Annotated in this window: 26 protein-coding genes and 1 tRNA gene; 3 read left to right on the top strand and 24 right to left on the bottom strand. The window is 60.7% G+C overall.

What is annotated here, in order from left to right:
- The first annotated feature begins 130 nt into the window (after nucleotides 1–130).
- The gene (locus tag ACW4LP_RS09135) at nucleotides 131–1039 is read left to right on the top strand and encodes a hypothetical protein (protein ID WP_161128156.1); all 909 of its coding nucleotides are present in this window, start codon (nucleotides 131–133) and stop codon (nucleotides 1037–1039) included.
- 88 nt (nucleotides 1040–1127) lie between these two features.
- On the opposite strand, the gene ACW4LP_RS09140 is transcribed toward ACW4LP_RS09135, so the two are convergent.
- Complete coding sequence (locus tag ACW4LP_RS09140; RefSeq protein WP_022738079.1) at nucleotides 1128–2477, bottom strand: sensor domain-containing diguanylate cyclase; 1350 nt, start codon at nucleotides 2475–2477, stop codon at nucleotides 1128–1130.
- Nucleotides 2478–2758: 281 nt separating this feature from the next.
- On the opposite strand from ACW4LP_RS09140, the gene yfcE reads away from it, so the two are divergent.
- Nucleotides 2759–3364, top strand: coding sequence for a phosphodiesterase (yfcE, locus tag ACW4LP_RS09145; RefSeq protein ID WP_161128158.1), 606 nt, complete (start codon nucleotides 2759–2761; stop codon nucleotides 3362–3364).
- Nucleotides 3365–4026: 662 nt separating this feature from the next.
- Here the strand turns inward: yfcE and ACW4LP_RS09150 are convergent.
- The 6 genes from ACW4LP_RS09150 to ACW4LP_RS09175 form a co-directional block, all read right to left on the bottom strand.
- Entirely contained in the window at nucleotides 4027–5163 is a 1137-nt protein-coding gene (locus ACW4LP_RS09150) for an RNA-guided endonuclease InsQ/TnpB family protein (protein WP_161128159.1), read from the bottom strand.
- A gap of 135 nt (nucleotides 5164–5298) precedes the next feature.
- A tRNA-Phe gene (locus ACW4LP_RS09155) sits at nucleotides 5299–5374 on the bottom strand.
- 122 nt (nucleotides 5375–5496) lie between these two features.
- Nucleotides 5497–6183, bottom strand: coding sequence for a prepilin peptidase (locus ACW4LP_RS09160; protein ID WP_278981999.1), 687 nt, complete (start codon nucleotides 6181–6183; stop codon nucleotides 5497–5499).
- A 9-nt stretch (nucleotides 6184–6192) separates the two neighbouring features.
- Entirely contained in the window at nucleotides 6193–7638 is a 1446-nt protein-coding gene (locus ACW4LP_RS09165; RefSeq protein WP_161128161.1) for a coproporphyrinogen III oxidase family protein, read from the bottom strand.
- Nucleotides 7639–7742: 104 nt separating this feature from the next.
- The gene (gene purD, locus ACW4LP_RS09170) at nucleotides 7743–9035 is read right to left on the bottom strand and encodes a phosphoribosylamine--glycine ligase (RefSeq protein ID WP_161128162.1); all 1293 of its coding nucleotides are present in this window, start codon (nucleotides 9033–9035) and stop codon (nucleotides 7743–7745) included.
- Between the two features lie 313 nt (nucleotides 9036–9348).
- Nucleotides 9349–10674, bottom strand: coding sequence for an adenylosuccinate synthase (locus ACW4LP_RS09175; protein ID WP_455803745.1), 1326 nt, complete (start codon nucleotides 10672–10674; stop codon nucleotides 9349–9351).
- A gap of 153 nt (nucleotides 10675–10827) precedes the next feature.
- On the opposite strand from ACW4LP_RS09175, the gene ACW4LP_RS09180 reads away from it, so the two are divergent.
- Entirely contained in the window at nucleotides 10828–11043 is a 216-nt protein-coding gene (locus ACW4LP_RS09180; protein ID WP_022738058.1) for a hypothetical protein, read from the top strand.
- Here ACW4LP_RS09180 and ACW4LP_RS09185 read toward each other — a convergent pair.
- From ACW4LP_RS09185 to ACW4LP_RS09265, 17 genes are all read right to left on the bottom strand, one after another.
- Entirely contained in the window at nucleotides 11038–13263 is a 2226-nt protein-coding gene (locus ACW4LP_RS09185; RefSeq protein ID WP_161128164.1) for an ATP-binding protein, read from the bottom strand. The genes ACW4LP_RS09180 and ACW4LP_RS09185 overlap by 6 nt on opposite strands.
- Nucleotides 13260–14540, bottom strand: a complete 1281-nt coding sequence (locus ACW4LP_RS09190) for a metallophosphoesterase family protein (protein ID WP_418970988.1) — start codon at nucleotides 14538–14540, stop codon at nucleotides 13260–13262. The genes ACW4LP_RS09185 and ACW4LP_RS09190 overlap by 4 nt, the downstream gene beginning before the upstream one ends.
- A 9-nt stretch (nucleotides 14541–14549) precedes the next feature.
- Entirely contained in the window at nucleotides 14550–15941 is a 1392-nt protein-coding gene (dnaB, locus tag ACW4LP_RS09195; protein ID WP_041714730.1) for a replicative DNA helicase, read from the bottom strand.
- 180 nt (nucleotides 15942–16121) lie between these two features.
- Nucleotides 16122–16706, bottom strand: a complete 585-nt coding sequence (rplI, locus tag ACW4LP_RS09200) for a 50S ribosomal protein L9 (RefSeq protein WP_117284093.1) — start codon at nucleotides 16704–16706, stop codon at nucleotides 16122–16124.
- Between the two features lie 17 nt (nucleotides 16707–16723).
- Entirely contained in the window at nucleotides 16724–16984 is a 261-nt protein-coding gene (gene rpsR / locus ACW4LP_RS09205; protein ID WP_022738039.1) for a 30S ribosomal protein S18, read from the bottom strand.
- Nucleotides 16985–17004: 20 nt separating this feature from the next.
- Nucleotides 17005–17514 carry a single-stranded DNA-binding protein gene (locus ACW4LP_RS09210; protein WP_041714233.1) on the bottom strand — a complete coding sequence of 170 codons (510 nt, stop codon included), beginning with the start codon at nucleotides 17512–17514 and terminating at the stop codon, nucleotides 17005–17007.
- A 46-nt stretch (nucleotides 17515–17560) separates the two neighbouring features.
- Nucleotides 17561–17854 (bottom strand): 30S ribosomal protein S6, encoded by a 294-nt coding sequence (gene rpsF, locus ACW4LP_RS09215; RefSeq protein ID WP_022738031.1) that lies wholly within the window; start codon nucleotides 17852–17854, stop codon nucleotides 17561–17563.
- Between the two features lie 374 nt (nucleotides 17855–18228).
- Nucleotides 18229–18663, bottom strand: a complete 435-nt coding sequence (locus tag ACW4LP_RS09220; protein ID WP_451917221.1) for a hypothetical protein — start codon at nucleotides 18661–18663, stop codon at nucleotides 18229–18231.
- 12 nt (nucleotides 18664–18675) lie between these two features.
- A complete protein-coding gene (locus ACW4LP_RS09225) occupies nucleotides 18676–19719 on the bottom strand; it encodes a LysM peptidoglycan-binding domain-containing protein (protein ID WP_451917222.1) in 1044 nt (347 codons plus the stop codon).
- Nucleotides 19716–20429, bottom strand: coding sequence for a C39 family peptidase (locus ACW4LP_RS09230; protein ID WP_451918122.1), 714 nt, complete (start codon nucleotides 20427–20429; stop codon nucleotides 19716–19718). Before ACW4LP_RS09230 ends, ACW4LP_RS09225 begins: the two co-directional genes overlap by 4 nt.
- Nucleotides 20416–20724, bottom strand: a complete 309-nt coding sequence (locus tag ACW4LP_RS09235) for a phage holin (RefSeq protein ID WP_305296617.1) — start codon at nucleotides 20722–20724, stop codon at nucleotides 20416–20418. Before ACW4LP_RS09235 ends, ACW4LP_RS09230 begins: the two co-directional genes overlap by 14 nt.
- A 12-nt stretch (nucleotides 20725–20736) precedes the next feature.
- Nucleotides 20737–21084: a hypothetical protein gene (locus ACW4LP_RS09240; protein WP_451917224.1), complete on the bottom strand. Its 348-nt coding sequence runs from the start codon at nucleotides 21082–21084 to the stop codon at nucleotides 20737–20739.
- Nucleotides 21085–21327 carry a hypothetical protein gene (locus ACW4LP_RS09245; protein ID WP_305296619.1) on the bottom strand — a complete coding sequence of 81 codons (243 nt, stop codon included), beginning with the start codon at nucleotides 21325–21327 and terminating at the stop codon, nucleotides 21085–21087.
- Nucleotides 21328–21391: 64 nt separating this feature from the next.
- Nucleotides 21392–22591 (bottom strand): RNA-directed DNA polymerase, encoded by a 1200-nt coding sequence (locus tag ACW4LP_RS09250; RefSeq protein ID WP_455803746.1) that lies wholly within the window; start codon nucleotides 22589–22591, stop codon nucleotides 21392–21394.
- 174 nt (nucleotides 22592–22765) lie between these two features.
- Nucleotides 22766–22930 carry a DUF6273 domain-containing protein gene (locus ACW4LP_RS09255; RefSeq protein ID WP_451918124.1) on the bottom strand — a complete coding sequence of 55 codons (165 nt, stop codon included), beginning with the start codon at nucleotides 22928–22930 and terminating at the stop codon, nucleotides 22766–22768.
- Nucleotides 22931–22961: 31 nt separating this feature from the next.
- Nucleotides 22962–23375: a hypothetical protein gene (locus ACW4LP_RS09260; RefSeq protein ID WP_451917227.1), complete on the bottom strand. Its 414-nt coding sequence runs from the start codon at nucleotides 23373–23375 to the stop codon at nucleotides 22962–22964.
- A gap of 101 nt (nucleotides 23376–23476) precedes the next feature.
- Nucleotides 23477–24364 carry a DUF6273 domain-containing protein gene (locus tag ACW4LP_RS09265; RefSeq protein WP_455803747.1) on the bottom strand — a complete coding sequence of 296 codons (888 nt, stop codon included), beginning with the start codon at nucleotides 24362–24364 and terminating at the stop codon, nucleotides 23477–23479.
- Between the last annotated feature and the right edge of the window lie 8 nt (nucleotides 24365–24372).

Genomic DNA, 24372 nt, shown 5'->3' on the forward strand with positions numbered 1-24372 from the left:
TGTGCAGGGTTCGCGCCCGCTTCTCCTTACCTTATTATGAAAGGCCAATCGCGTTACGGAAGGGCTCTCCCGAAGCAGAGCAAGGCGCTCTTTCGAAATGCCTCTTTGCTCCTCGTTGAAAGGTTTTGCCATGAGGAAACATATTCGCACCTCCCTTACCCTGCTTATAGTGGCTCTCGCCGCCGCAAGCTTTATGCTCGTTCTGCCAGGCTGCGCCGGCGGCTCCAACGACTCGCCCGGCAAACCCGATGCCGTGGGCAATCGCTCCGCTGATGGAGCAAGCGAGGCGACCCAGGGCGACGTCGTCAGCACGGCCATGGTTGCCTACGCCAACGGCGATCAGGTGCTTTTCGTCGACCAAGAGACGCAGACTCCCTACATTCCTACGGAAATTGATGATGCGACCATCATCGTCGACGGGCAGCAGACTGACGAAGAGGCCTTGGTGGCGGGCAATATCGTGCAGGTCACGGGCAACGGCATCATGCTGGAAAGCTACCCGGGGCAGTATCCTGGCATCACTAAAGTCGAAGTCATAGAAACCGGTAGCCCCGCCGATGCCGAGCAGTACGCCGACATCGTGGACACCGTGTTCGCGGCGCCCGACCAAAGCCAAGTGCCTGTGGGCAGCCTCAGTTACAAGACGGATCAGGCCGACACCTCCGTCGTTTTGAATCCCTACGAGTTCGATTGGCAGTGGCAAACGGAAGACGGCCAAACCAGCACGTCCCAGGTTGACGGCTCCGCCGCTGATGGAAACGGAACCCTGAACGAAACGATCGTCGATGCGCGCATCCCTAACGCTATCGATGCGTTCATCGCTTTCTCAGTGAATCCCACGTCATTGGAAATCGAGCGTCAGCCCCTGGTGAAGGGCGAAACCACCAAGATTGATCCGCAGAGCGATGGCGAGGACGTACCGTGCACCTTGGGCGACGACGGCACCGCGGCCCTGCGCATCGAACCGAACTACCTCTACGAGGTGAAGGCGACGTTCCCCCAGGGCGAGGCCGAGTACGCGTTCTACACCATAAGCTAACTCGTCCCGTTCAAATGACGACGGCCCGGCTGAATTCCTCAAACAGGGAGACAGCCGGGCCATCGTCATGCTCACCGAGAAACCGGCGTTAGTCGAGACGCCGTAAGGCCGCTTGGCTCTTGCCGCCGCGCTTGGCCACATAGAGGGCCTCATCAGCTACCTGATATAAGTCATCGAAGGTGACGGAGGTGCGCGTACAGACCACAGCGCCGATCGAGATAGAAGGCTGCAAGTCTTCGGGCATGTCAGCCGGACGCGGATTGCGCGCATAAATGCCACCGGAGAGCTGGGCGAGCACACGCTCCAACGCCGGCCCTGGCACGAGGCCTGCAGCGAACACGGCAAACTCGTCACCGCCGAGGCGAGCCACGACATCGTCCTTGCGCATGTTGCGCCCGAGGAACGCGGCAATCTCTTTCAGCACGCGGTCGCCCTCCGGATGGCCGAAGCCATCGTTCACTTGCTTGAAGTTGTCCACATCCACGAGGAAGAGGCTGCAACCGTGCGAGCAATCCTCGCTGGCCAGGGCCTTCTCGATGCGCGCCATAGCCGCCTCGCGGTTGAAAACGCCCGTGAGCCCATCCAGCTCGGCCTTCTTCCGCAGCGTGGCCTCGCGCATAACCATATCGTGGGTGTCCAGAAGACGACCCACATGGCGAACGGGACAACCGACGCCGTTGAACAGCACGAAAGACTGGTAGCGGCACCAGATGGGGTCGCCCTCCGCATTGGGCAGCGAGGTTTCCATATCGATGAAGTCGCCTTGTGCAACGATGTCGCGGATGCGCTCGATGTCGTGCACCTCCAGATCGATAGAGCACTCTTTGTCGCAACGCTTCTGCAAAATGAGGTCGTCCGACTGCGGCTCACGGTTGAACCGCGCCTCGAAATCGCCGAAGATCTCGCCGGTCTGCGCCTGGCAGTCGATATCGAAAATGACGTCGCGCGAGAGCACCGTGAGCATTTCCACTCGCTCTTCGGCCCGTTCCAGTTTGCGCTGATAGCTCATCTTCTCGGTGATGTCGATGATGGTGACGTAGAACCAGGCCTGCCCCTCGTCGTCCACCACGTAGCGGCCGCGGTCATCTACCCACACCTCGGCGCCGTCGGGACGGTTCAGCCGGTAGGTGACTGCGTCAGTGTTGCCACACTTGATTTGAGAGGTTATTTCCTCGGTGACCCGCTGACGATCGTTCGGGTGCACCATGCCGATGAAGCTGTTGCCCGTAATGGAGCAGAACTCTTCGTAGGTGGCGCAGCCGAACAGCTCCAGCACGTCGCGGCTTACGTAGTCGATCGTGCCGCCCTCGTCATCGGCGCGATAGCGAAACAGGCCTCCGGGAATGCGGTCGAGGAACTCCTGGGATACCTCATCTTCAATCGTGCACCCGTCATGAGAACCGAGCTTGCCCTCGGTCACCCGATGAAAGACCGTCATAACCAGCCCCTTACGTACCTCTTACCAATGGGAAGCCGCCAGCCGCGACCCCCCACGTCTCATTGCTCCCCCACGATCATACCACCGCCGGTGCCTCTGGAAACCCCTTGCTGCAACAACTCCCCCCTCATATGTAATTATTTGCTGCGAGAAGAGGGGCCAGCGGCGCAAGCTAACGCCTGGCCGCGACGTACATCGCTGCTTCGAAAAGCGCTGCTATACTGACGACGCAGTATTGACGGGGTACCCCTTAAGCGTACCTCTTTCGATAGGAGAACCTTATGCGCTATCTCATCGCCTCCGACATCCACGGCGCGCTACCGGCGGCCGAAGCACTTATGACTCGCTTCCACGAAGAAGGCGCCGACCGACTGCTGCTGCTTGGCGACCTGCTGTACCACGGCCCGCGCAATCCCCTGCCCGAAGGCTATGCGCCGGCCGAGGTGGCGAAGCTGCTGAACGGATACGCCGACCGCATTACAGCCGTGCGTGGCAACTGCGATGCCGAGGTGGATCAGATGGTGCTGGACTTTCCCTGCCTGGGCGATTACGCGCTGGTGGTGGACGCAGACACTACGCTGATGCTCACCCATGGGCACCTGGATTTGTCGCGCGTTGTCGCAGGGCTTCCCGCAGGCTCGTTCGTACTCTCGGGCCACACCCATGTGAAGGGAATCGGGCCGGAAGTGGCACCCGCATTCGTGAAGGACGCCGGGGCCGCAGAATCCGGCAGCAAAGAAGGAGCAGCCGAAGCCTGCCCCGCGCTGTCCGCACAGCCCTCAGTCACCTTCGTCAACCCCGGCAGTATCGGCCACCCCAAGGACGGTTCCGCCAGCTATGCCGTCTGGGACAATGGCACCGTGGAGCTGCGCCCGCTCTTTGGTTGAGAGGGGCTGACCAAGGTCAGCCCCTACAAGCAGAACAGGCCATGGAACCAACGCAACGCCAAGGCAATTTGCCTACGCCATCCATCGACCTCGGGAGAATCTCAGAATCCTGAGATTCATCTTGGAGAAGACGCGTAGCGCAAGCTCTTCCCCTTGCGCACAACACGCAGGTCGTCCTTTTCACCAATTAAGAAATTTCGTAATAGGCAACGCTCTGATCTAAATGGAGCAGATCCATTTAGATCAGCAGTCGTGACCTGTTCTTGGTCAACCTCAAGATTATTTCGAAGTAGCGAACCTTATCAACATCGGTTTGCCGCGCATGCTTTTTAACCTTGTGCCCCCTCTTGTAGACCTTGCGACCCAACATATAAGAGTGATTTCCGCCGCTAATGACGATCGCTGGCTTGTGTATCGAAAGGATGCAGAGAAAACTACCTCTTGGACTCCTTCGCTTCTTGCATGAGCCAGCATAGACCAGCAGCTAAAACAACCGGCATGACTGAACTTTGATCTTCTAACCTTATCTTCCACTCCCTCCGGTTCAAGGTGGTCGGAGGGGGACGTGACTGCCAGCATGCCTTCACAGGCTATTGGCTTTCCGGAGCGAACCCCGTTCTCTTTTCCTGCTCGATGGGGCTAGAGCCCCAAGCGTTCACAGGCTAGCCCCGCATGCCCTGCGGTTGTCTCGACATCATAATGCGCACGGCTTCTTGCCGTATATTCTCCGCTGCGTTTTTATCTCGATCATGAAAGGCGCCGCAATTGGGACAAGTCCAAGATCTATCTCCTAAGCGAATCTCCTGATTCACTATCCCACACTGCGAGCAGCGTTTCGTGGATGGGTAAGAGCGCCCGACTTTAGTAACTGTCCCCCCTTGCTCTTCTGCTTTGTAAGTTAGACAATGGACGAACAATGACCAGCCGTTGTCGAAAACCGCCGACCCAAAGTGAAGCACGCGCGACATCGCAACCATATTGATGTCTTCAATTCCAATGACATCGAAGCGATTGGTTATCTCCCTTGATGCCTTATGTATGTAATCGCGCCGCTGGTCGGCGATTTTTCGATAGATGCGGGCCACCTTCTTTTGTTGCCGTCGATAATTGGCCGAACCTCGACGCTTACGTGACAGTGATTTTTGAGCCCGAGCCAATCGTTCTTGGTTCTTTTTCATTGGGCGAGGATGAGAGGCGGGGAAAGACGTGCTCACAAAGAAAGAAGGCATAGAATAATCGAGACCGATCGATGCAGTACTTTCAATTGCCCCTAGCCTATCTGTATTCTGTTTAGTTTTTAAGGGATCAATCTCCACCAACACCCCCGCATAATAATCTCCGCACCTATCTTGAGAGACGGTCACGCTCTTGATGTGTGCTCCTAGCGGCAATGCCCTATGGATCTTTGCCCTTACCTTTCCCATCTTCGGAAGCTTAATCCAGTTGCGGCCAATCTCAATATTGTTCTTGATGAGGTTAGTCGTGTACCTTCGCGAGCTACGCTTCCGGGTTTTGTGCCTCGGCAGCCCTTTTCTTGGTTGCTGAAAATACGACCGGAAGGCTTCTTCTAAATGCAGTTGAACATTTATGAGAGCCATTGAGTCAACTTCTTTCAAGTAGGGATAGTCCTTCTTATACTGCGCTGGCGTCTGACGACTCATCTTTCGTCCAGCCCGATATTCTTGAAGCTTGTCATCGAGCATCAAGTTCCAGATCTTTCGGCAGCACCCAAACGTCTTCGCGATGAGAAGCGCTTGCTGAGCAGTAGGGTAAATACGGTATTTGAAAGATCTATTCAAATCGATACACCCCTACTCAACTAGAAATCTAGAACATTTGTATTATATCAGATCTCTCTTCAGGAAGGAATCAAAATATGAGTCCCGTAATGAAAAAAGGCCAGAAACCTGATGGCTTCTGGCCTTTCATCTCGATGGTGGTCGGAGGGGGACTCGAACCCTCGGCACGCGGATTTTCAGTCCGCTGCTCTACCAACTGAGCTACCCGACCGGATACGCGGAAACGGTTTCCGTTTCGACGCGATCATATATTCTAGCGGGTATTCCTCCCAGACGCAAGAACTTTTTTATCTGCGCCTGAGTCAAGGGGACGGTTCTCCCGGTTCTCCTGACTTACGCGACGAAGGCGACGAGGGTGCCGAGGGCGATGAAAGGGGCGAAGGGCATGGTGCCGGCGAGGAGGGAATCGCGGTCGTGCTCGGTGGCAACCTCCCGAATGGCGCCGCTTAAGAAAGGCTCACTGACAGAAGGCACTCCAGTGCCAGCATGATCGGCGCTGCCGGAAGCGCCCGTGTTGCGATCGTGGCGCCCTCGTCCCATCACTCGGCGGCCAATCTCGCGGCCAAACACATAGGCGACACTGAGCACGCACGCCGTCAGCAGGCAAACAACCCCGCGCTCCAACCCGAGAAACAACCCAAGCACGGCCATGAGTTTGATATCACCGCCGCCGAAAGCCTCCTTGCGCCGAACAAGCTCGTAAACCGTCGTCAGCACGAGCAAGCCTCCGCCGAGCACCACAGCGCCTAAGATGCCGCTCGCAAAGGAGATGCCGCCGATTTCCAGGCCGGGGGGTACTAGCACATCGGGCGCGGGCCCGAGAAACTCAGCTCGGAAACCCAAGCCCATGTGCGCTCCCGCGAACCCGAGCACCACACGCCAAGCCACCCACAGAAGACCCAGTGCGCCGGCCAGCACATTGGGCACGCGCCGCGACCGCACATCGATAACGGATACGACGGCCAGCAACCCTAGCACGAGGGCGTACGTGACCAGCGTTATGATGGAAACATAAGTCATCGGCGCCGTTTATTCCCCCGAAGCCACGGCTTGAGTGCCATCAAGAATCGCCGAGGCCGCCTCTTCCCGAGCAATTTTCGTCGCGACAGCGTCGGCCGATGCCGGCTTGGCCACCACGGTCCCGCATCCTTTCCCGTCGCCGAAGATAAGCTCGCGCTCCTCTCCCGTGAGCGCCGCGCGAGCCTGGTCGCGCAGGTTGTTCACACCGATGAAGAACTGGCGCATCATGACCACCACCAGGTAGCGGCCCTTGGGGGTCAGCGTCAGCTCGTCGGCGTTGTCGGTGGCAAAAGCGCTGCACGCGCGCATGAAGCCCATCTCCACGGGCAGACCGCGCTCGACGGACATGCCGAAATCGCGTTCGAACTGTCGCTTGTCAAGGCGCAGCCCGAACAACTGCATCATGAAACGGTAGCGCATACGGTCGCGCAGCGAGAACGTGGTCTTGCCCATCATGGACATGTGCCCCGCCTCGATGGCCTCGTTGTACTCGCGCACCGAGAACGTGTTCACGTACAGGTTCTCGCCCAGATAGGTGATGCCGCCCGAGCCGATAGCCGGGTACTCCTCGTAATCGACCACGTACTCGTCAATCATGGCGTCCTCGCCGGCAGCACCGGTGCCGCGGCGATTGAACGTCCAAGCGCTGCCCAGCTCGAACAGGCCCGGCTGCCCGCCAGGCAAATCCCCCAGCAGCAAATCGCAGATGATCTCATAGAAGCGGCGCTCGCGGTTGTAGTCCACCTTGCCCACCGTGGCGGCCAGCGACCGCTGCACCGACGGTGAGGCCATCAGCGGGTAGAACGTCGTCTGGCTTGCGCCGGAGGCCACCACCATCTCAATGTCGCGGATGAGCGTGTCCTCGGTTTGCGCGGGAAAATTAAAGATCATGTCGGCATTCATGGAAACGAAGTACGGCGACGCCTCCTGAATGCGCTCGAGAATCTCCTGGCCGCTGCCGTACTTCTCGTAACGGTCCATCTGACGCAGCAGATCGTCGTCGAAGGACTGCACACCCACGGACAGGCGCTGCACGCGGCCCTTCAACTTCTCCAGGTACTCATGGGTGAGATGGTTCGGGTTCGTCTCGCTGGAGACCTCTTTGATCGAGAACAGATCGCGGGCCATATCGATAGTCTCGCACAGCTCGTCGATCATGATGGTGGGCGTGCCGCCGCCGATGTACACGGAATCGAAGTCGTAGCCGAGATCCTTCAGCATGCGCATCTCGCGACGCATGTTCTCGAAGTAGGGCTTCGCGCGATCTTCGCGGAAGGGGAAGCGATTGAAGGAGCAGTAGGGGCACAGACGCTCGCAGAACGGCACGTGCATGTACAGCATGTAAGGCTGACCCGGGTTGGGCGAGGGCATAAATGCCTCGTCGCAGGGCTTAAGCTGCAGGTAGTTGGCCGTGCACGCCTCCACTACCTTGGAAAGCATTCGTTCTGAAAGCATGTCGCGCGTTCCTTCTTTCTTGGCTGGTTGCCTTGGTTGAGAAGGGCGGACCTTTGGTCCGCCCCTACGGAATCTATCCCAAGCGCTGAACCTCTAGGCAGCGGCTACTGATCCCAGGCAGATCGGCCCTGCAAAGCTTTCTTGCCGATATCGTGACGGAACATCTTGCCTTCGAAGTTGATGAGATCGCAGGCCTCGTAGGCACGCTCGCGAGCCTCTTCGAAGCTGTCGCCCTTGGCCACCACGTTCAGCACGCGGCCGCCGTTGGTGAGCAGCTCGCCGTCGTAGTTGCGGCGGGTACCCGCGTGGAAGACCGTCACGCCGGGCAGCTCCTCGGCCTCTTCAATACCCAGAATGACCTTGCCCTTCTCGTAAGCGCCCGGGTACCCCTCACTGGCAAGCACCACGGAAACAGCCCAGTCGTCGGACCACTCCAGCTGCACGTCCTCGGGACGTCCCTCGGCCACGGCGAGCATGACCTCAACCAGGTCGCTTTCCAAGCGGGGCAGCACAACCTGCGTCTCGGGGTCGCCGAAGCGCACGTTGAACTCCACGATCTTCGGGCCTTCGGGAGTCAGCATGAAGCCGCCGTACAGCGTGCCGCGGTAGTCGCTGGTAAAGGGAGCGACGGCCGTAGCGGCGGCCGCTTTCTCCATGATGGCCACCATGGCGGCCATTTCCTCGTCGGTGACGATGGGCACCGGCGAGTACACGCCCATGCCGCCGGTATTGGGTCCCAAGTCGCCATCGTAGGCGCGCTTGTGGTCTTGCGCCGGAGCCATGGGGAACGACTGCCCGGCCGTGACGAAGCACAGAAGCGAGCACTCGGGGCCCGTCATGCACTCCTCGATAACCACCGTGGAGCCGGCATCGCCGAAGGCGCCGTCGAAGCAGGCGCGCACGGCAGCCTCGGCATCTTCCACAGTTTCGGCCACCACAACGCCCTTGCCCGCCGCCAGACCGTCGGCCTTGATGACGATGGGAGCGCCCTGCTCGCGCACGTAGGCGAGCGCGTCGGCCTCGTTATCGAAACGGCCATAGGCGGCCGTGGGAATGCCGTTGGCCATCATGAATTCCTTGGAATAGGCTTTAGAGCCTTCCAGCTGGGCACCGTCGGCGTTGGGCCCGAATACCGGGACGCCGTCGGCCCGCAGCAGATCGGCCACGCCATCGACCAGCGGAGCCTCGGGGCCGATAACCACCAGCCCGATGTTGCGCTCGTGCACGAAACTCAGCAGCGCCTCGCCGTCGGCGATATCCAGATCGACGTTCTCGGCGATTTCCGCCGTGCCGCCGTTGCCCGGCGCCACGTACAGCACGTCGGTGTTCGGAGACTTCTGCAGCGCCCACGCGATGGCATGTTCGCGCCCACCCGAACCGATCAGCAGAATGTTCACATTCGTTCCTTTCCTCGCTTTGCAGCAAGTTGTTCCGTACTCTGGCCTCCTCCGTAGGGGGCGACCTTGGTCGCCCCTCGGTCCCAACCGTGATCAACCTGCAAGGACGAACTCGGTCGGGAGGGCTGACCAAGGTCAGCCCCTACGGAGAGGGTGGCCTCAACGTAGGGCGCGTCCCCCCGGGAGGGGTGCCACGCGCAGTTATGCGAAGTGCGCCCCACGATTCCACGAGCCGGAATCGGATGAGCGCATTTCGCATCTGTCTGAGCACGGCACCCCTCCCGGGGGGACGCGCCCGGACAGCCGGTAAAAGCTACTCGTCTCGCAGCCAGGACATGCGGATAATCGTCTGGTCGCGATCAGGCCCGACCGAGATGATGCTCATGGGCACGCCGCACACCTCTTCCAAATACTCGATGTACTTGCGCGTGTTCTCCGGCAGCTCCTCGTAGGTGCGGCAGCCGGTGATGTCCTCGTCTTTCCAGCCGGGCAGCTCCACGTAAATGGGCTTCGCGTGATGCAGCACCGATTGCTGCATGGGGAAGTAGTCGTAACGCACGCCGTCGCACTCGTAGGCCACGCACACCTTGATGGTGTCGAAGGCCGAAAGCACATCCAGCTTCGTGAGGGCCACATCGGTGAGCCCGTTCACCTCGGCAGCGTAACGCCCGATGACGGCATCGAACCAGCCGCAGCGGCGCTTGCGGCCCGTGGTGACGCCGAACTCATGACCGGCGGCGCACAGAAGCTCGCCGTCCTCCGCATCCTGACCGGTGCCGCCGTTCTCGGGGAACTTCAGCTCCGTGGGGAAGGGGCCCTCGCCCACGCGAGTGACATAGGCCTTCTGGATGCCGAGCACGCGGTCGATGGCCTTGGGGCCGACGCCGGTACCCGTGGAAGCGCCGCCCGCGCAGCAGCTGGAAGACGTCACGAACGGATAGGTGCCATGGTCGATGTCGAGCAGCGTGCCCTGGGCGCCTTCGAAGAGAATGGACTTCCCGTCGGCCAGCGCCGCGTTCAGCATATGGGCTGACTCGCACACATAAGGGGCCAGAATGCGCGCGTAGGGCAGGTACTCGTCGCAGATCTCCTCCACCGTGTAGGTGTGCAGGCCGTAGATCTTCTCCAAAATGGGATTCTTCTGGGCCAGCACCGCCTCCAGTTTCAGGCGGAAGATCTTCTCGTCCAGCAAGTCCTGCATACGAATGCCCTTGCGGCCCATCTTGTCCTGGTAGCAGGGGCCGATGCCGCGCTTGGTGGTGCCGATCTTCTTGTCGCCGAGGCTCTTCTCGTCGGCACCGTCCAAATCTTTGTGGTACGGCATGATGAGATGCGCGTCGTTGGAAATCTTCAGGTTCTTGCAGGAGATGCCCTCGGCCTCCAGCATGGCCATTTCCTTCACGAGCACGCCCGGGTCTACCACGACACCGTTGCCGATGACCGGGACGGCGTTTTCGTACATGACCCCGGAGGGCATCAGGTGCAGCGCCAGCTTCTTGCCGCCGTGAATGACGGTGTGGCCGGCATTATTGCCTCCCTGGAAGCGCACCACGTAATCGTAGTCGCTGGCGATGAGGTCGGTGATCTTACCCTTGCCTTCGTCGCCCCACTGGGCGCCGACGAGCACTGTGCTGGGCATCTTCAAGTCCTTTCGACGTTGGGCGGGGAATGCCCTGAAAACGACATTCCGCAAGGGCTCAGTATACCAGCCGCACAGGCTAATGCTTCGGAATGGAGGGCTTCGTGCTAAGATTTACGGAGTTAAGACGCTTCCGCTTGCGAAGGACCCTACATGACCGACAACCAGCCACCGCGCCGCACGCCCCCTGCGGCAGATCCTCCCCTGGGCACGCCCGAGGGCGATCGGGCCTTCGTAAGGCGCACGGCACTGCGACGCCTGCAGCGCAACCGGCGCATCTTCAGCATCGTTGTGGGGATTCTGCTCGTGCTGTCCTTCGTGGTCTTTCTGGTGACTGAGTTCATGCAGCCACACCCGTTTAATCTATAGGTTGATCACCGTCGCCGGGCGTCCTGATTGCTTCGCGGCCTTCTTCAAGGCCCTCGCGACCCCTTCGTGACAGGTGAAGAGAATGACCTGGCGCTGCTCCGACAGTTCCACCAAAGCGCGGGCGGCCCCCAGCCGGCGCTGCTCGTCGAAATTCACGAGAATGTCATCGGCGAGAATGGGAATGGCCCGCCCCACGTTATCGGCGCAGGTGAGCAGCGCAATGCGCAGGGCCAGATACAGTTGCTGGCACGTGCCGAGGGACAAGTGCACCGGTTGGCGCGTGCGTCCGAGGGCGTCAGCTACTTCCAGAGTGCCCTCGCGCGTAAGGCTCACGCGAGTCCACCGCCCTTCGGTCATGAGGGACAGCAACCGGCTCGCCCGCAGATACACCTCCGGCTGGCGCTTCGATTCCCAGGTGGCAATGGCCGCCTCCAGCATGTGCTTGGCTAGAAGCAATCGCGCGAAATCGGTGCGCGCCTCTTCCAAGCGCGTGGTCACTTCCTGCACCTCAATTTTGATGCGATCGAAGTCGCGCTCCGTTTCGGCTTGGGCGAGGACAGCGGCCAACTCCCCTGCTCGCTGGTTCATGGACTCCAGCGCCTCAATGAGCCCCGTGCGCTGGCGAACGCGCCGCTCGAGCTCCTCCTCGACATCGCCTAGCCCGCTTTCAGGCGACAATCCAGCGCGCTGAAGCGCCGCCGCCCGTTCAGAGGCGATTTCCTGAAGGCGATGTTCGGCATCCGCTCGCCGAGCCGCCGCCGCTTGCTGACGCTGGCGACACAGCGCCATGGCCTGGCGCGCCTCGCGGGCCTCGTCAAGAAGCGCCCGCGCCTGGCGCACCGACCCTTGGGCCTCGCCCAGCCCTTCCTCATCCAGCGCCTCGCGTACCTGAGCGGCCACCGATTCCTCCTCAGCCTGGCACGCTTCAAGTTTCTTCTTATCCTGGATCATCACCCAATGGGCGTCGTCGAAACGGGCCTTGCGGGCGCCTTCCTCCTTGTTCGGTCGGAACAACAGGGCGAAGCCGCCGGTGGCCATAAGCGCCGCGAAGACGGAGAGGAGAAATCCGATGGCCATATAGCTGAGAGCACCACGGGCACGACCCTCGATGAAAAGAGGGACACCCAGAAGAAACAGCACCGCGGGAATGACCACGCAGAATGCCACCTGAATGCGTCTCTTCGATCGCTCGCTGCGGCGATCGGCCTCATCGTCGGCCGTTTCCTGCAGCGCCTCGTACACCGCCACGGAAGACGTGTAGTTCGCGCGAGCCACCTCCACGGCATGGGCCTGCCGCGATTGACGGGTCGCGAGGTTTTCCAAGCGATCACGCAAGGCCCGCTCGTCGGAGGCCGTCAGGCGCGCGAGGCGCCGCCCGCAGGAGCGCTCGTGAAGTTCGTAGTTGCTGGCTGCCTCCTCCTCGCTCTTGGCCAGCCGGGCGACATCCCCTTTAAGCTTGTCGCGTTCGGCATCCAGGGCCGCCAGAGAACTTTTGGCCATGGTGAGCGCCTCAATCACGCGGTTGGCCTCTTCCACCCGCTCTCCCATGGCGGCGCGCTCGGGCTCCAGCTCGTGCAGCTCGCGATCTTGGGCGCGATAGGCATCGGCGACGTCAGCCGCGCTTTGCTGCTCGGCGCGCAGGGCGTTGCGCCGGGCCAGAAGCTGGGGGATCGACTGCTCGGCCGAGGCGGCGCGGGAGGTGAATGACGCCAAGCGCTCGTTCACATGAGCGAGGGCGTGGGCCGGCGACGAGCCGGTACCCGAACCGGCCGTCAGCAACTTTGCCGTCGTGTCCGTCGTGTTGCGTAGCGAGCGCAATTCATCGCTGTTCAGGGAAAACATCGTGCGATAGGTGTCCTTGTCAATGTCTTCCACCAGGAAGGTGTCTCCCTGCAGGCCGTCGGCATTGCGGGCGCGGGAAAGCACGAACGTCTCCTCATCTTCCCTCGCACCCGCGCTCGCGTCCGCCCCCGCCGACCGCGCGAAAAGCAGCGAGCCCACTCGCTCGGCCCCCTCGGGCTTGTAGGTGTTCCGGTTTCCTCGAGCCTCTTCCCAGCCGAACAGCACGCCGCCCACAAAGGAGGCCACCGTCGTCTTGCCCGCCTCGTTGGCGCCGAGGACGATGTTCATGCGATCGCCGAAGGGCCCGACCACCGTATCGTGAAAGCGGCCGAAGCGCTCCAAGTGAATAGAGCGGAGGTAGATGCGCGGCTCGGTCATCGGTCGTCGCCCCCTTGCAGCAGCAAGTCGAGCACAAGCCGGGCGGCCTCGTTCGTGAGCTGGCGCGCCTTCTTCTCGGAAAGAGCCGCCGTAAGGGGAACGTTGCGCGCAAGGTATTCTTCCTGCAAATAGTCGATCTGCCCTTCGACATCCTCGGAGAGCCGATCAACGGTGCGAAGAAACACCGCTGGGAACAGCCCTTCGGCGCGCAACGCCTCTTCGTCGATGGGAGCCGTTGTCTCGTCGATGAGACTATCGCAGTAGAATTCCGAGTACGCATCGTTCAAAGAGGCGCGCACCTCTTCCAGCACCCCGGGGCGGCCGAGCACCTCGTGAAGGGAGGTCGCTCCGGTGAGAATGATGCGCGACACCATCATCTCGCAGGAGGCGTCGCCGTTGACCGCGAACAGCTCCCGCATGGTTTTGGACACCAGAGCCGGAATGTTCGTGCAATCGGAGACGTCGATGCGAACCTTTTCCCACACCACCGAGGCCGTGGGAATGAAGCTCACCTTCGGTGGCGCGTCAACCGCCAGCGTGACGAGGTTAACACCGCGCGGACCCGTTTCGCGCACATCGCGCCCTTGAATGCAGCCGGAAAACGCAATGCGCGGCGCGCGCTCGTCGTTGACCCACCGCTTGTGAATATGCCCGAGTGCCCAGTAGTCGAACCCGGCGCGCAGCAATGCCACGGGGTCGGTGGGAGCCTTCACAGGATCGAACGTAAGCCCGGTGTGCAGCACGCCCACCGCAAAAGGCGCCTCGGCGGCGCGCGGGCCCAGCGCCCGAATGGCGGCGGCGCGGGTGATACCCTCGGCGATGTTCTCGTTGGGCGACCATACCTTGTTCGGGTAGCCGCGGCCTCCGATGACCGCAAGGGGACGCCCGTCGCGCTCGTACAGGGCGAAATCGGGACGATCGGCGGCGAGCATCGTGGCGGACGGGGGCAAGGCGAAGAAATCCTGCTGCCAAAGACTCAGCGGATCGTGGTTGCCGGTGCACAGGTAGGAAGGAATGCCCTCCGCGTCTAAGCGGTTCAGCCCGTCGAAGAAACGCAGGTAGTCGCGATAGGACGCGCGAACCGAATCGAAGATGTCGCCGGAAACGACCACGAAATCAATCTTGCGCGACACAGCTGCTTCCACCACGCGATCCCAAGCGCCGGGGATGGCGTCAACCAAACGGCGCGCCCACTCGTCGGACAGCGCCCGCAGGCCGCGAAACGGCGCACCGATGTGCAGGTCGGCAGCGTGGATGAATGTCAGCGTTTCCGGCACGAACAGACCCTAGAAGCTGCCCACACGGGAGTCGTCGATGAAGTCCATAAACTTCGTGAACTCGGGGTTGAAGGCCAAGTCGATGTCGCGGGTGGCGCCGTTGCGGTGCTTCGCGACGATGAGCTTCGCCATGCCCAAGTCGGGGCGCGACTCGCTTTCCGCCTCGATCTCGTTCATGGAACGGTCGATGAACATGACGATATCGGCGTCCTGCTCGATGGCGCCGGAGTCGCGCAGGTCGGAAAGCATGGGGCGCTTGTCCTTGCCGCGCTGCTCGATGGCGCGGGACAGCTGCGACAGGGCGAGCACCGGCATGTTCATTTCCTTGGCGAGGATCTTGAGTCCGCGGGAAATTTCGCTCACCTGGTCGTTGGTGGATTTATTGGCCGTCATGGGGCCCGGCTGCATGAGCTGCAGGTAGTCCACGATGATGAGGCCCTTTTGGCCCTCTTTCAGGCCATGCAGCTCGCGGCGGCCCTTGGCACGGGCCTCCAACACCGAAAGGCCCGGGGTGTCGTCGATGAACATATCCAGCTGGGAGAGCTTGCCCGAGGCTTCGGCCAAAGCGCCCCAGTCGCCCTCGGCAATAAATCCGCTGCGCAGCTTCGAGAGATTCACGCGGGCCTCAGAGCACAGGATACGCTGAACCAGCTGCTCGGCTCCCATCTCCAAGGAGAAGAACGCCACAGCGGCGCCGGCTTTCGCCGCATTGGTGGCCAGGTTCAAAGCGAAGGAGGTTTTGCCAACACCGGGACGCGCCGCCAGAATAACCAGGTCGCCGCCGCGAAATCCATGAAAGAGCTCATCGACGTCCTTGAAGCCTGTGGGAACGCCGGCCATCTTGTCCTTCTGATTGGCGAGGCGGGAAATTTCCTCGTAGGCATCGCTTACCAACTCGTCCATCTTGCGGAACGACGAGCTGACACGCTTCTCGGTTACGTTGAAGAGCGTCTTCTCCGCCTCTTCCACCACCTGATCCAAATCATCGGGCGCGTCGTAGGCCAAAGCGTTAATCTGCGTAGCGGCGAACACGAGCTCGCGCAAAATGGACTGCCTCTTGACGATGTCGACATGGCGCTCCCAGCTGGTGAGCGAGAAGGTGTTGTCGGCCAGCTCGGCCAGATAGGCGCGGCCGCCCACAGCCTCCAGCTGCCCCGTGGACTTCAAGGTGTCGGCGAGAGCGATGGGGTCAACGGGAATATGGCGGTTCGTGAGGCTGATGATGGCCTCGAAGATGATGCGATGGGCCGGACGGAAGAAGTTTTCCGGACGCAGCCGCATCACCGCTTCTTCGGTCACCTCCCCGTTGAGCAAACAGGCGGCGAGCACCGATTGCTCGGCCTCGATGTTCTGAGGCAACTGCGCGCGGGGCGCAAGTCCGGGCGTATTGTTGGCATCCATGGGAGGCTGAGGCTGGTAGGGCATGAAACATCCTTCGCGTCGTCGGTGCGCCTATTGTATCGCGTTTCTTCCCGCGAACGCCGGAACTCGGCTTACCGCCACTGTTTCACGGGAAACAGGCTCATTATAGAAAATGGCCCCTCCGAAGAGGGGCCATCAAAGGGTCTCGCAAGACGAGGACTACTCCTCGGTCTCGGTCACCTCAACCTCGACGGTGCCGTCGGCGGCAACTTCGCCGTCAACTTCAACCATCTCGTCGGCCGGAGTCTCGGCGATATCGATAGCCTCTTCGATAGCGTCGATGGCCTCTTCGGCCTCGGACTCGCCAGCAACGATCACGGTCACCGTGCCCTTGATGTCGCGGTACAGCGACACGGGCACCTGGTAGGTACCGGTCATCTTGATGGGCTTGCCCAGTTCCACACGACGACGATCGATCTCGATGTCGAGCTGCTCGGCGATGGCGTCGGCCACCAGAGGAGCAGTGACGGAACCGAAGAGCACGCCCTCTTCGCCCACCTGGGCGATAACGCGCACCGTAGCGTCGTTCAGCTTCTCGGCCAGAGCGTTGGCATCGGCAATGCGAGTCTCCTCGCGCTTGGCGATGTTCTTCTTGCGCTCCTCAAGCTGCTTCAGGTTGCCCGGAGTAGCCTTCACCGCGTAGCCCTGGGTCAGCAGGAAGTTGTTGGCAAAGCCGCGGTTGACGTCGATGACGTCGCCCTCGCCGCCTTTGCCCTGGAGTTCCTTCAGAAGAATAACTTTCATGGTTCTCCTCCCTTCGCCTAGCGGTTGCGGCGATCGCCACGGCCGCTGACAGCGGGAACGGCATAGGGCATGAGAGCCATGACGCGGGCGCGCTTAACAGCTTCCGCGATGTCGCGCTGGTGCTGGGTGCAGGCACCGGTCACGCGACGGGGCTTGATCTTGCCACGATCGGTAACGTACTTGCGCAGCATTTGAGTATCTTTGTAATCGATATACTCCACGTCGTCCTTGCAGAACTGGCAATACTTACGACGAGGCTGCTTAGCGTAATCGGCCATATTAACCTCTTTCGTTTCGCTTAAAACGGAATGTCATCATCGTACACGGAAGAGGAAGCGTCGATAACCGGTGCAGCGGGCATGGGCGCGGGCGCCGGAGCCGGTGCGGGCATGGGAGCCGGAGCACTATAGGCCGGAGCCGCCGGAGCATAGCCCTGGTTGCCGCCGAAATCGCCGCCGTAGGACTGAGCGCCGCCGCCGTTGCGGCTCGACATGAATTCGAGCTCGTCAACGATGACTTCGAGCTTGCTGCGCTTCTGACCATCGCGCTCCCACTGGCTCCAGCGAAGCTTGCCCTCGATGGCCACCTTGGTGCCCTTGGACAAGTACTGGTGCAGGCTGCGAGCCCGATTGCCGAACATGGTGCAGTCAACGAAGTTCGGATAATCCTCCCACTCGTTGGTCTGGGGGTTACGACGACGGTCGTTCACGGCCACGCCGAAGCTCATGACGTCCATGCCGGACTGGGTGCTGCGCAGCTCGGGGTCGCGGGTCAGATTGCCGCTGATGATCACTCGATTAATGCTCATTTCTACCTCTTCTCATGGTGAGCGCTTAAGAACGCTCAGTTTCCAACTAGTCGCGATCGGTGCGGGCGACGATCATGTGACGCACAACGGCATCGTTGATGCGCAGCACGCGATCGAGCTCGGCAATGCTCTGCGGGTCAGTATGGAAATCGATGAGAGTGTAGTCGCCATCAGACAGACCGTTGATCTCATAAGCGAGTTTACGCTTGCCCCAATTGTCGACGTTGTCCACCACGCCCTGGGCGTCGGTGATCGTCGTCTCGATGCGCTTCATAACGCCAGCGCGCGTCTCGTCGTCAATCGTCGGAGCAACAATAAACAGCAGTTCATACGCCTTCATCAGCTCACCTCCTTTGGACTTTACGGCTCCGGGCTGGTGAAGGCACACACCGGAGCAGGAATAGCCTTGTTATCTTAGCAGAGCTTTCCCCGCTGCGGTTGAACCTGCATTTCTCCATCACGGTAAGCACACATTGCCTCGGTCGCTGGGGCCATGGTAAACCAAGCGAACCGTAAAAATGACGCGGGAATGTCCCGTTTCGTTCCTCGCGCCGACCGTATGGGCGTCGCAAAAAAGGCGGAGCCGAAGCTCCGCCGTTCACATCATGGCGCCCCATAACTCTATCAATGCGAACACCACAGGCCGCTCGCTTTACACTAGCACAGGGGCACCAATTATTCTACTCGAAAACGGATTCGGCATCTGCATACCGCTTAAAGCGGCGTGACGAACTCCGACAGGACATAGAGGTCATGGGTTAGGCGTGTCCATTCGCCCATGTTCTCCACCGCCTTCAGCTGGGTTCCGACTGCCACGGGATGGTCAACCTCACCCCATGCCCCATCTACGGGCGCATCGCGCAGGTTGATGAAGCCAACCTTTTGGTCTGGATGCACTACCTTGACCGCATGGTACGCCGGCTTGCCTGAATCATCAGCGCCTTTCTCGGCATCTGCGGCCGTGTCGGTCTGCTGCTCGGGCGCAACCTCTGCGGGCTTCTGCTCGTTCTGCTGCTCCGATGCGGAACCCGTAGCATCCTGCGCCCCGGCGTCCTTCTCGTCATCTGCGGCCGTGTCGGTCTGCTGCTCGGGCGCAACCTCTGCGGGCTTCTGCTCGTTCTGCTTGGTGTTCTTGTTGCTGCGTGCCATGGTTTTTCCTTTCTAGTAGGTGAGACGTTGCCCCGGATAGATGGTGTAGGGGCTTGAAATGCCGTTCTTCGACGCTATGGTCTGCCACTTGATGCCCAGCTTCTGGCCGATGCCCGACAGCGTGTCGCCCGACACGACGGTGTAGATGCGACCCGTGGAGCCGCCGGCGTTCACAATCGCGCGCACCTCTTCGTAGCGTCTGCCAAGTATCGCTTTGCGCTTCGAGCCGTTTCCGTAATCGCCAGCCCACACCTCGTCGGCAAGCGTCGCGGCGTCGGCTCGGTCGATATGGTTAATGAGCGCTTGCACCTCGTCGTAGCGAGCGCCGAGCGCGGCCTTGCGCTCTTCGTCATCGCCATACTTTCCGCGCATGACGTCGGCCACGATGTCGGTCACGTCCATGTTTGCAAGCGAGGTGTCGGCTGGTGTTGGCGTTGGGGCTTGCTCGGGTGTGCCGCCGTCAGGGCAAGCGTATTTCATCCACTGCTGGCCTGTGATGTAGGCCTTGTTCAGGTCTAGGTCTCCGCCCCAGCCGGAAAGCCGCCCCTTGCTCGAATACTGGCGAATCGTGCAGCTGTAGGCGCTCTCGTTCCACGGGCTGTCTTGGTAGCCCGTGGCGTTCATGTCGGCGTACTGCGCGACCCACGTGCCGCAGTTCTGCTTTCTCGCAACATCCCAAGGGAAGCCCGAAAGGCTCGCATAGTCGAGCGGGCGGACGCCGGTCATGTCGATGACTGCTCGCGCTACCTGTTCGAGGTATGCGGTGTTGCCGAACTTGCTGTTCTGCTCCTTCTCCCAATCAAGGCAGAGCAAGACGCGCTTCAGGTACGGCTTGACGGTCTTCACGAAATGCTCGGCTTCGCTCTTCGCGCCTTGACCGCCGATGTAGTGGTAGACGCCCACGTATTTTCCAAGGCTCAAAGCCTGTTCGATTTGGCGGTGGAAGTCAGGTGAGACGTAGGACGTGCCCTGCGTTGCCTTGATGATTACGAAGTCGCAAGGAACAGCTGAAAGGTTGATGCCGTTCTGCCAGTTCGATATGTCGATGCCCTTCATCGGCCTTCCCCTTTCGATGTCGTGTAGAAGTAGAGCCATTCGGTGCCGCGCAACTCTTCTACGGTGAAGCGGTGCTGCGAGTTCGCGCCGGAAGCAGGGTCTCGGATGTATACGCTGTCCCCATCGGTCTTCCAGATGCAGACGATGTGGCCGCCGTATGCCCGCTCCCACAACTCGCCCCGAACGCCCGCGAACACGACGCTCGAAGATGTGACTTCCGACAGGGCGCGGTCTAGGTCGTAGTAGATTTCGGAGATTCGAAGACCGTATGCTTCCGACATGTAGGCACCGAAGCGCGCCATGTCGTTAACGCCGTAGACGGTGCATGTGCTTCCGACGATGGCTTCGAGGTCGAGCGGCGTCACAATCTGGCCTGTTAGGTACTCTATCGCCATCGCTGCGCATGACAGGCCGCAGCCGCTATCGCCGATGGTTCCCTCGGCGTAGTCGATGTGCGACCATTGAATGTCATCCTGAAGGTAGAGCGGCATAATCCAACCGGCGTGAATCGCTCTCTGCCCCTCTTCGCGGGGGATGTCGTTCACTTCCAGCGTCAAGGTCTCGAATCTGCTTTCCTGCGCCGGCTTGGTGCTTTCTTGAACGGTGAAGGCAGCGAAGCCGACGCATGCTAGGGAAAGAAGGAATGCGAACGCGGGCAGGGCTACAGCCCGCCCGCGCGATACGGTGACGTAGTGCTTACTGGTCTTCATCGGAGTTGAACGCCTTCATCACGGCGTCGCCCAGAAGCGCGCCCGGTGTGAAGCTGTTGTTCTTCCAGTAGGTGATGGAGGTCACAACGAACGTGACCAGCGTGCTGACGGCCGCGTATACCCCCTCGGGGTCGAGGTCGAGCGTCGGCGCTCCCATGAACGCGAACAGCTGGTTCAGCCAAACGAGCGCGAACGCGACTGTGCGCGCAAGCGTGGCACCCGTCGGCTTCAGGCTCGTTCCCTCTACCGTGGCGGTGACGTCTGCGCTTACCTCTACCTTCTCGATGTCTTCCATTTCCCTTCCTTTCTATCGGTGGATTTCATGCTCTATCCGGCTCAAAGAAGCGTTCTGCTCCTGAAAGCGCAAGTCGCTCGCGCGGTCATGCTCGCGGATGATGGCGACCATCTTGTCGCGGTCTGCGAGGTTGTCGCGCAGGGCTTCGGAGTTGTTCCGCAGGGCTTCGGAGTTGTTGTTTATGGCCGCAGTGCAGTTCTCGATAATCTGGTCGGTGCGCTTCTGGCCTTCGATGCGTGTCTTCAGCCACTGCTTGATAATCGGCGCGAAGTAGACGCATGCCGCGATGATGACGAGGACGAACGTCCAGAAGAAGCCCATTTCCCGGAATGCTTCCGGGTTCTGAAGCAGCACTTCCATCTAGGCGTCTTTCTCTGCTTCGATTTCGGCGGTCAGGCGGCGAATCTCCTTGCGCCACTCCACGCGCTGCTTGACGATGCCGGCGATGGATTTCCCGGCGTCGATGATGACCTGCGGGACGTCCAGCAGGTTGTCGCACGCGAAGACCGATTCGATGGCCTCTAAGATGTCGTGGTCTGACTGTTCGAGCAGGTTCTTCAGGCCGTTGATTTGAGCCTGTTTCTCGTTTCGCTGTTCGTCCATGAACGCCCTTTCTATCCAAGTCCTACAATCCAAGGATAGAAAGCGTGTCAGGGTTTTTCGGCCGTCAGGCCGCTAGGGCGAGCGCCATGCGCTCTAAGGTCTCAGCGGTGAGACCCCCCCCCCGCAGGTCTTCGGCATCGTCGCCGAACAGCGCCTTGCACAGCGCGTCCATTTCGAGAAGGGTTCTGTGGGCGTCAAGCTTTACTATGCTGCCGCGCCACGACTGGTAGGAGCGCAGCGCCTGTTCGCGCGTCATCTTGCCTTCTGCGACCTTGCGGCGCAGCTTCTTCAGCTTTCGACGCATTCGCGTGACCGATTCACGGCATGGGCGCATGACGATTCTCCCCGTTTCCGTGATGCTGAACTTCTTCTTCAGCCATGTGAAGCCATGGCTAATTTTGACGATGTGCGTCTTCTTCTGGTTCACCATAATGCCCAGTTCTTCGCACTTGCGCTCGATGAGCAGCTGAACCACCTGAAGGTACTCTTTGCTCTCATGGATGCAGTAGATGTCATCCATGTAGCGGCCGTAGAGGTCGATGCCGAGCATTTCGGTCACGTAGTGGTCTAAGGGCGACGCGAACCCGACGGCGAATATCTGGTTCGGCTCGCTGCCAAGCCCAAGCCCGACGTCGCCGCAAGCGTCTATGAGGTCGAAGGCGAGATGCACCAGCCGCTCGTCATCGAGTGCGCGCGCCACTTGCCGCTTCAGCTGCTCGTGCGCTATTGAGCCGAAGTAGTTGCTGAAGTCTATGAGCAGCACGTACCCCTCGCGTCCATGACGCCTGAAATGGCGCGTCAGGTCTCTTCGCAGTCGCTTTATCGCGTCATCTGTTCCGCGACCTTTGGTGTTGGCGGTGTTGTTGCGTATGAAGCTGGGCGCTATTGCCGGAACGAGGGCGTTCACGGAAAGCGATTTGTGGATGACGCGCTCGGAGAAGTGGACGCTCGATATTTCGCGCAGCTTCCCGCGCTCGTAGAGCGTGAAGTGGTGGAAGCCGCGCCGGATGTCCCGGCCTTCCATGAGGTCGCTTCTTGCCTTCGACAGGTTCAGCATCAGGTCTTTGTGGTAGCGCTGGGTCGATGCCTTCCAAGCGATGCCCTTCTTCGCCTTCATGGCGGCGTCGTAGAGGTTTTCGAGGTCGGCCACGTTCTCAAGCGTGCAGTCTCGAAGCCGCCGCTCGCGCTTGCGTGCCCGCTCGGCTTCGCGGCGCGCGCGGCGGGCGGCCTTGCGCTCTTCCGAGTTCACAGGGGCACCCCGCACGGCTCGCAATGGCTCGTTCGGACAGCCGCATGAGAAGATGGCATGAAACGCCGCAGAACGGCCAATGCGACGCCATGCAAGGAGCGTCCGCCATCCCTCGCGGGGTGCGTATTCACGGCGCTTGCGCCGATGGTCGCATCTTCCTTCCTTACTGGCACGGCTTTCACCTTCCGGCTACTCGGTCTGGCCTTGTTGCAGGAATCCGAAGCGCGGACGGATGCCGGCATTCGAAGCCGAATTGTAGTTGGCATTGCCCGTGTTGTTGACGTAGCAGACATTCGCCGAAGACCCCGCCATGACCACGCGCAGCCACCAATTGACGCGACAATCAAGATGCAACCTCCGGCAATTATAGGGCAGAGCGCGGGCATTATTGCTCTTGCCCCCGAACTCTCACGTTTTTTCGCGCTCGCTTCAGCAGGTCTATCTCTCGGGCAATCATGGCCGTGACCTCTTCGAACGCCGAAGCGCGGACGTTCCCGAGCAGACGCTTCATGCACTTGATGTCCTCTTGGATGATTCGGCAATCGGCTATCGCGAGCGTGTAGTAGCGCTTGCGCGCTTCCACGTTCGATTCGCTGTTGGGGAAGAACTCCATGCCACGAACGATGTTGTTCACCATGGAGCGCGCCGCATCCGCCGTCGGCAGGGCGAGCATGAAGCGCGAGGATTTGGGAACGACGTCCGGCGAGCGCATGAGCCGCAATACCGCGATGCGCAACTCCACCGCGTTGTCGTAGAACTCAAGTTCCGATTCGTTGCGCTTCGATTCGTGAACCGTCATAGCATACCTTCCGAAAATCAAAAATCGAGCCGCCCGCTTCGCGGGAAAAGACAAGCGCCCGCGCACGGCGGGCGCTGTTCTCAGTGTAGGGCATGCCGGCGCTATTCAGCGCCTAGAAGGAAGCCGAAGCGCGGACGGATGCCGGCACCCGAAGCCGAACCGTAGTGGGCAGTGCCCGTGGAGTGGACGCAGCAGACATACGCCGAAGACCCCGCCATGACCACGCGCAGCCACCAAGTGACGCGCTCGCCGTTCACCTTGCACACTCGGTTCTCCACGTTCTTGAAGAACGCCCATGGCCTGTCCATGCCCTGCGAGTAGCCCTGAGTGCCGAAAGCGGGCGAGCCGTACACTTCCGTCTCGCTGAAGAGGAACAGCTTGCCGTTGCTCTTCCATGCAAAGCCCGGCGACGTCGTGAGCGCGCCTGATGCCTGGTAGCGCGTCTCGGCGAGCGTGCGGAAGTCGAGCATGTTCGCCTTCCAGTCGGCCGGAACCTCGGGAAGCACCGTCGAGTTGATGTACTTGTAGATGTTCGACGCGAGGTAGGGGTTCTGCTCGGCCGCCGTGCCGTTGTTGTTGTTCGTGGTGTTCCACTGGACGTTCGACGTCCAGCCCTCGCGGTAGACCATGCCGATGTGGTGGGGAAGCGGCTGGTCTGACATGTTGAAGTACGGGTCGAACTCCCCGATGCACACTTCCCATGTCTTGCCCGACGTGTGGGTCATCTGGGTGAAGTCGCCCGGTCGCAGGTGGCGGAAGTCGCCGGCCATGGCGCGGGCGTTCAGCAGGGCGCGCACGCTGCCGTATTCGTCCAACTCGCCCTGAAGGGCTTCGATGGTGGCGATGTCGCGGCCGGGGTAGATGTTGGCCGCAAGCTGCCGGTTGAACTCGGCTTCCTGCTTCGCGAGGGCTGCGGTCGCGCGGGCGGTGGTGTCGGCAATCTCGCACTTCGCCCCGTGCTTGTCGGTGATGTAGTTCGCCTGTGGCATCTTTTCTC

Source organism: Adlercreutzia sp. CNCM I-6215 (assembly GCF_977072315.1).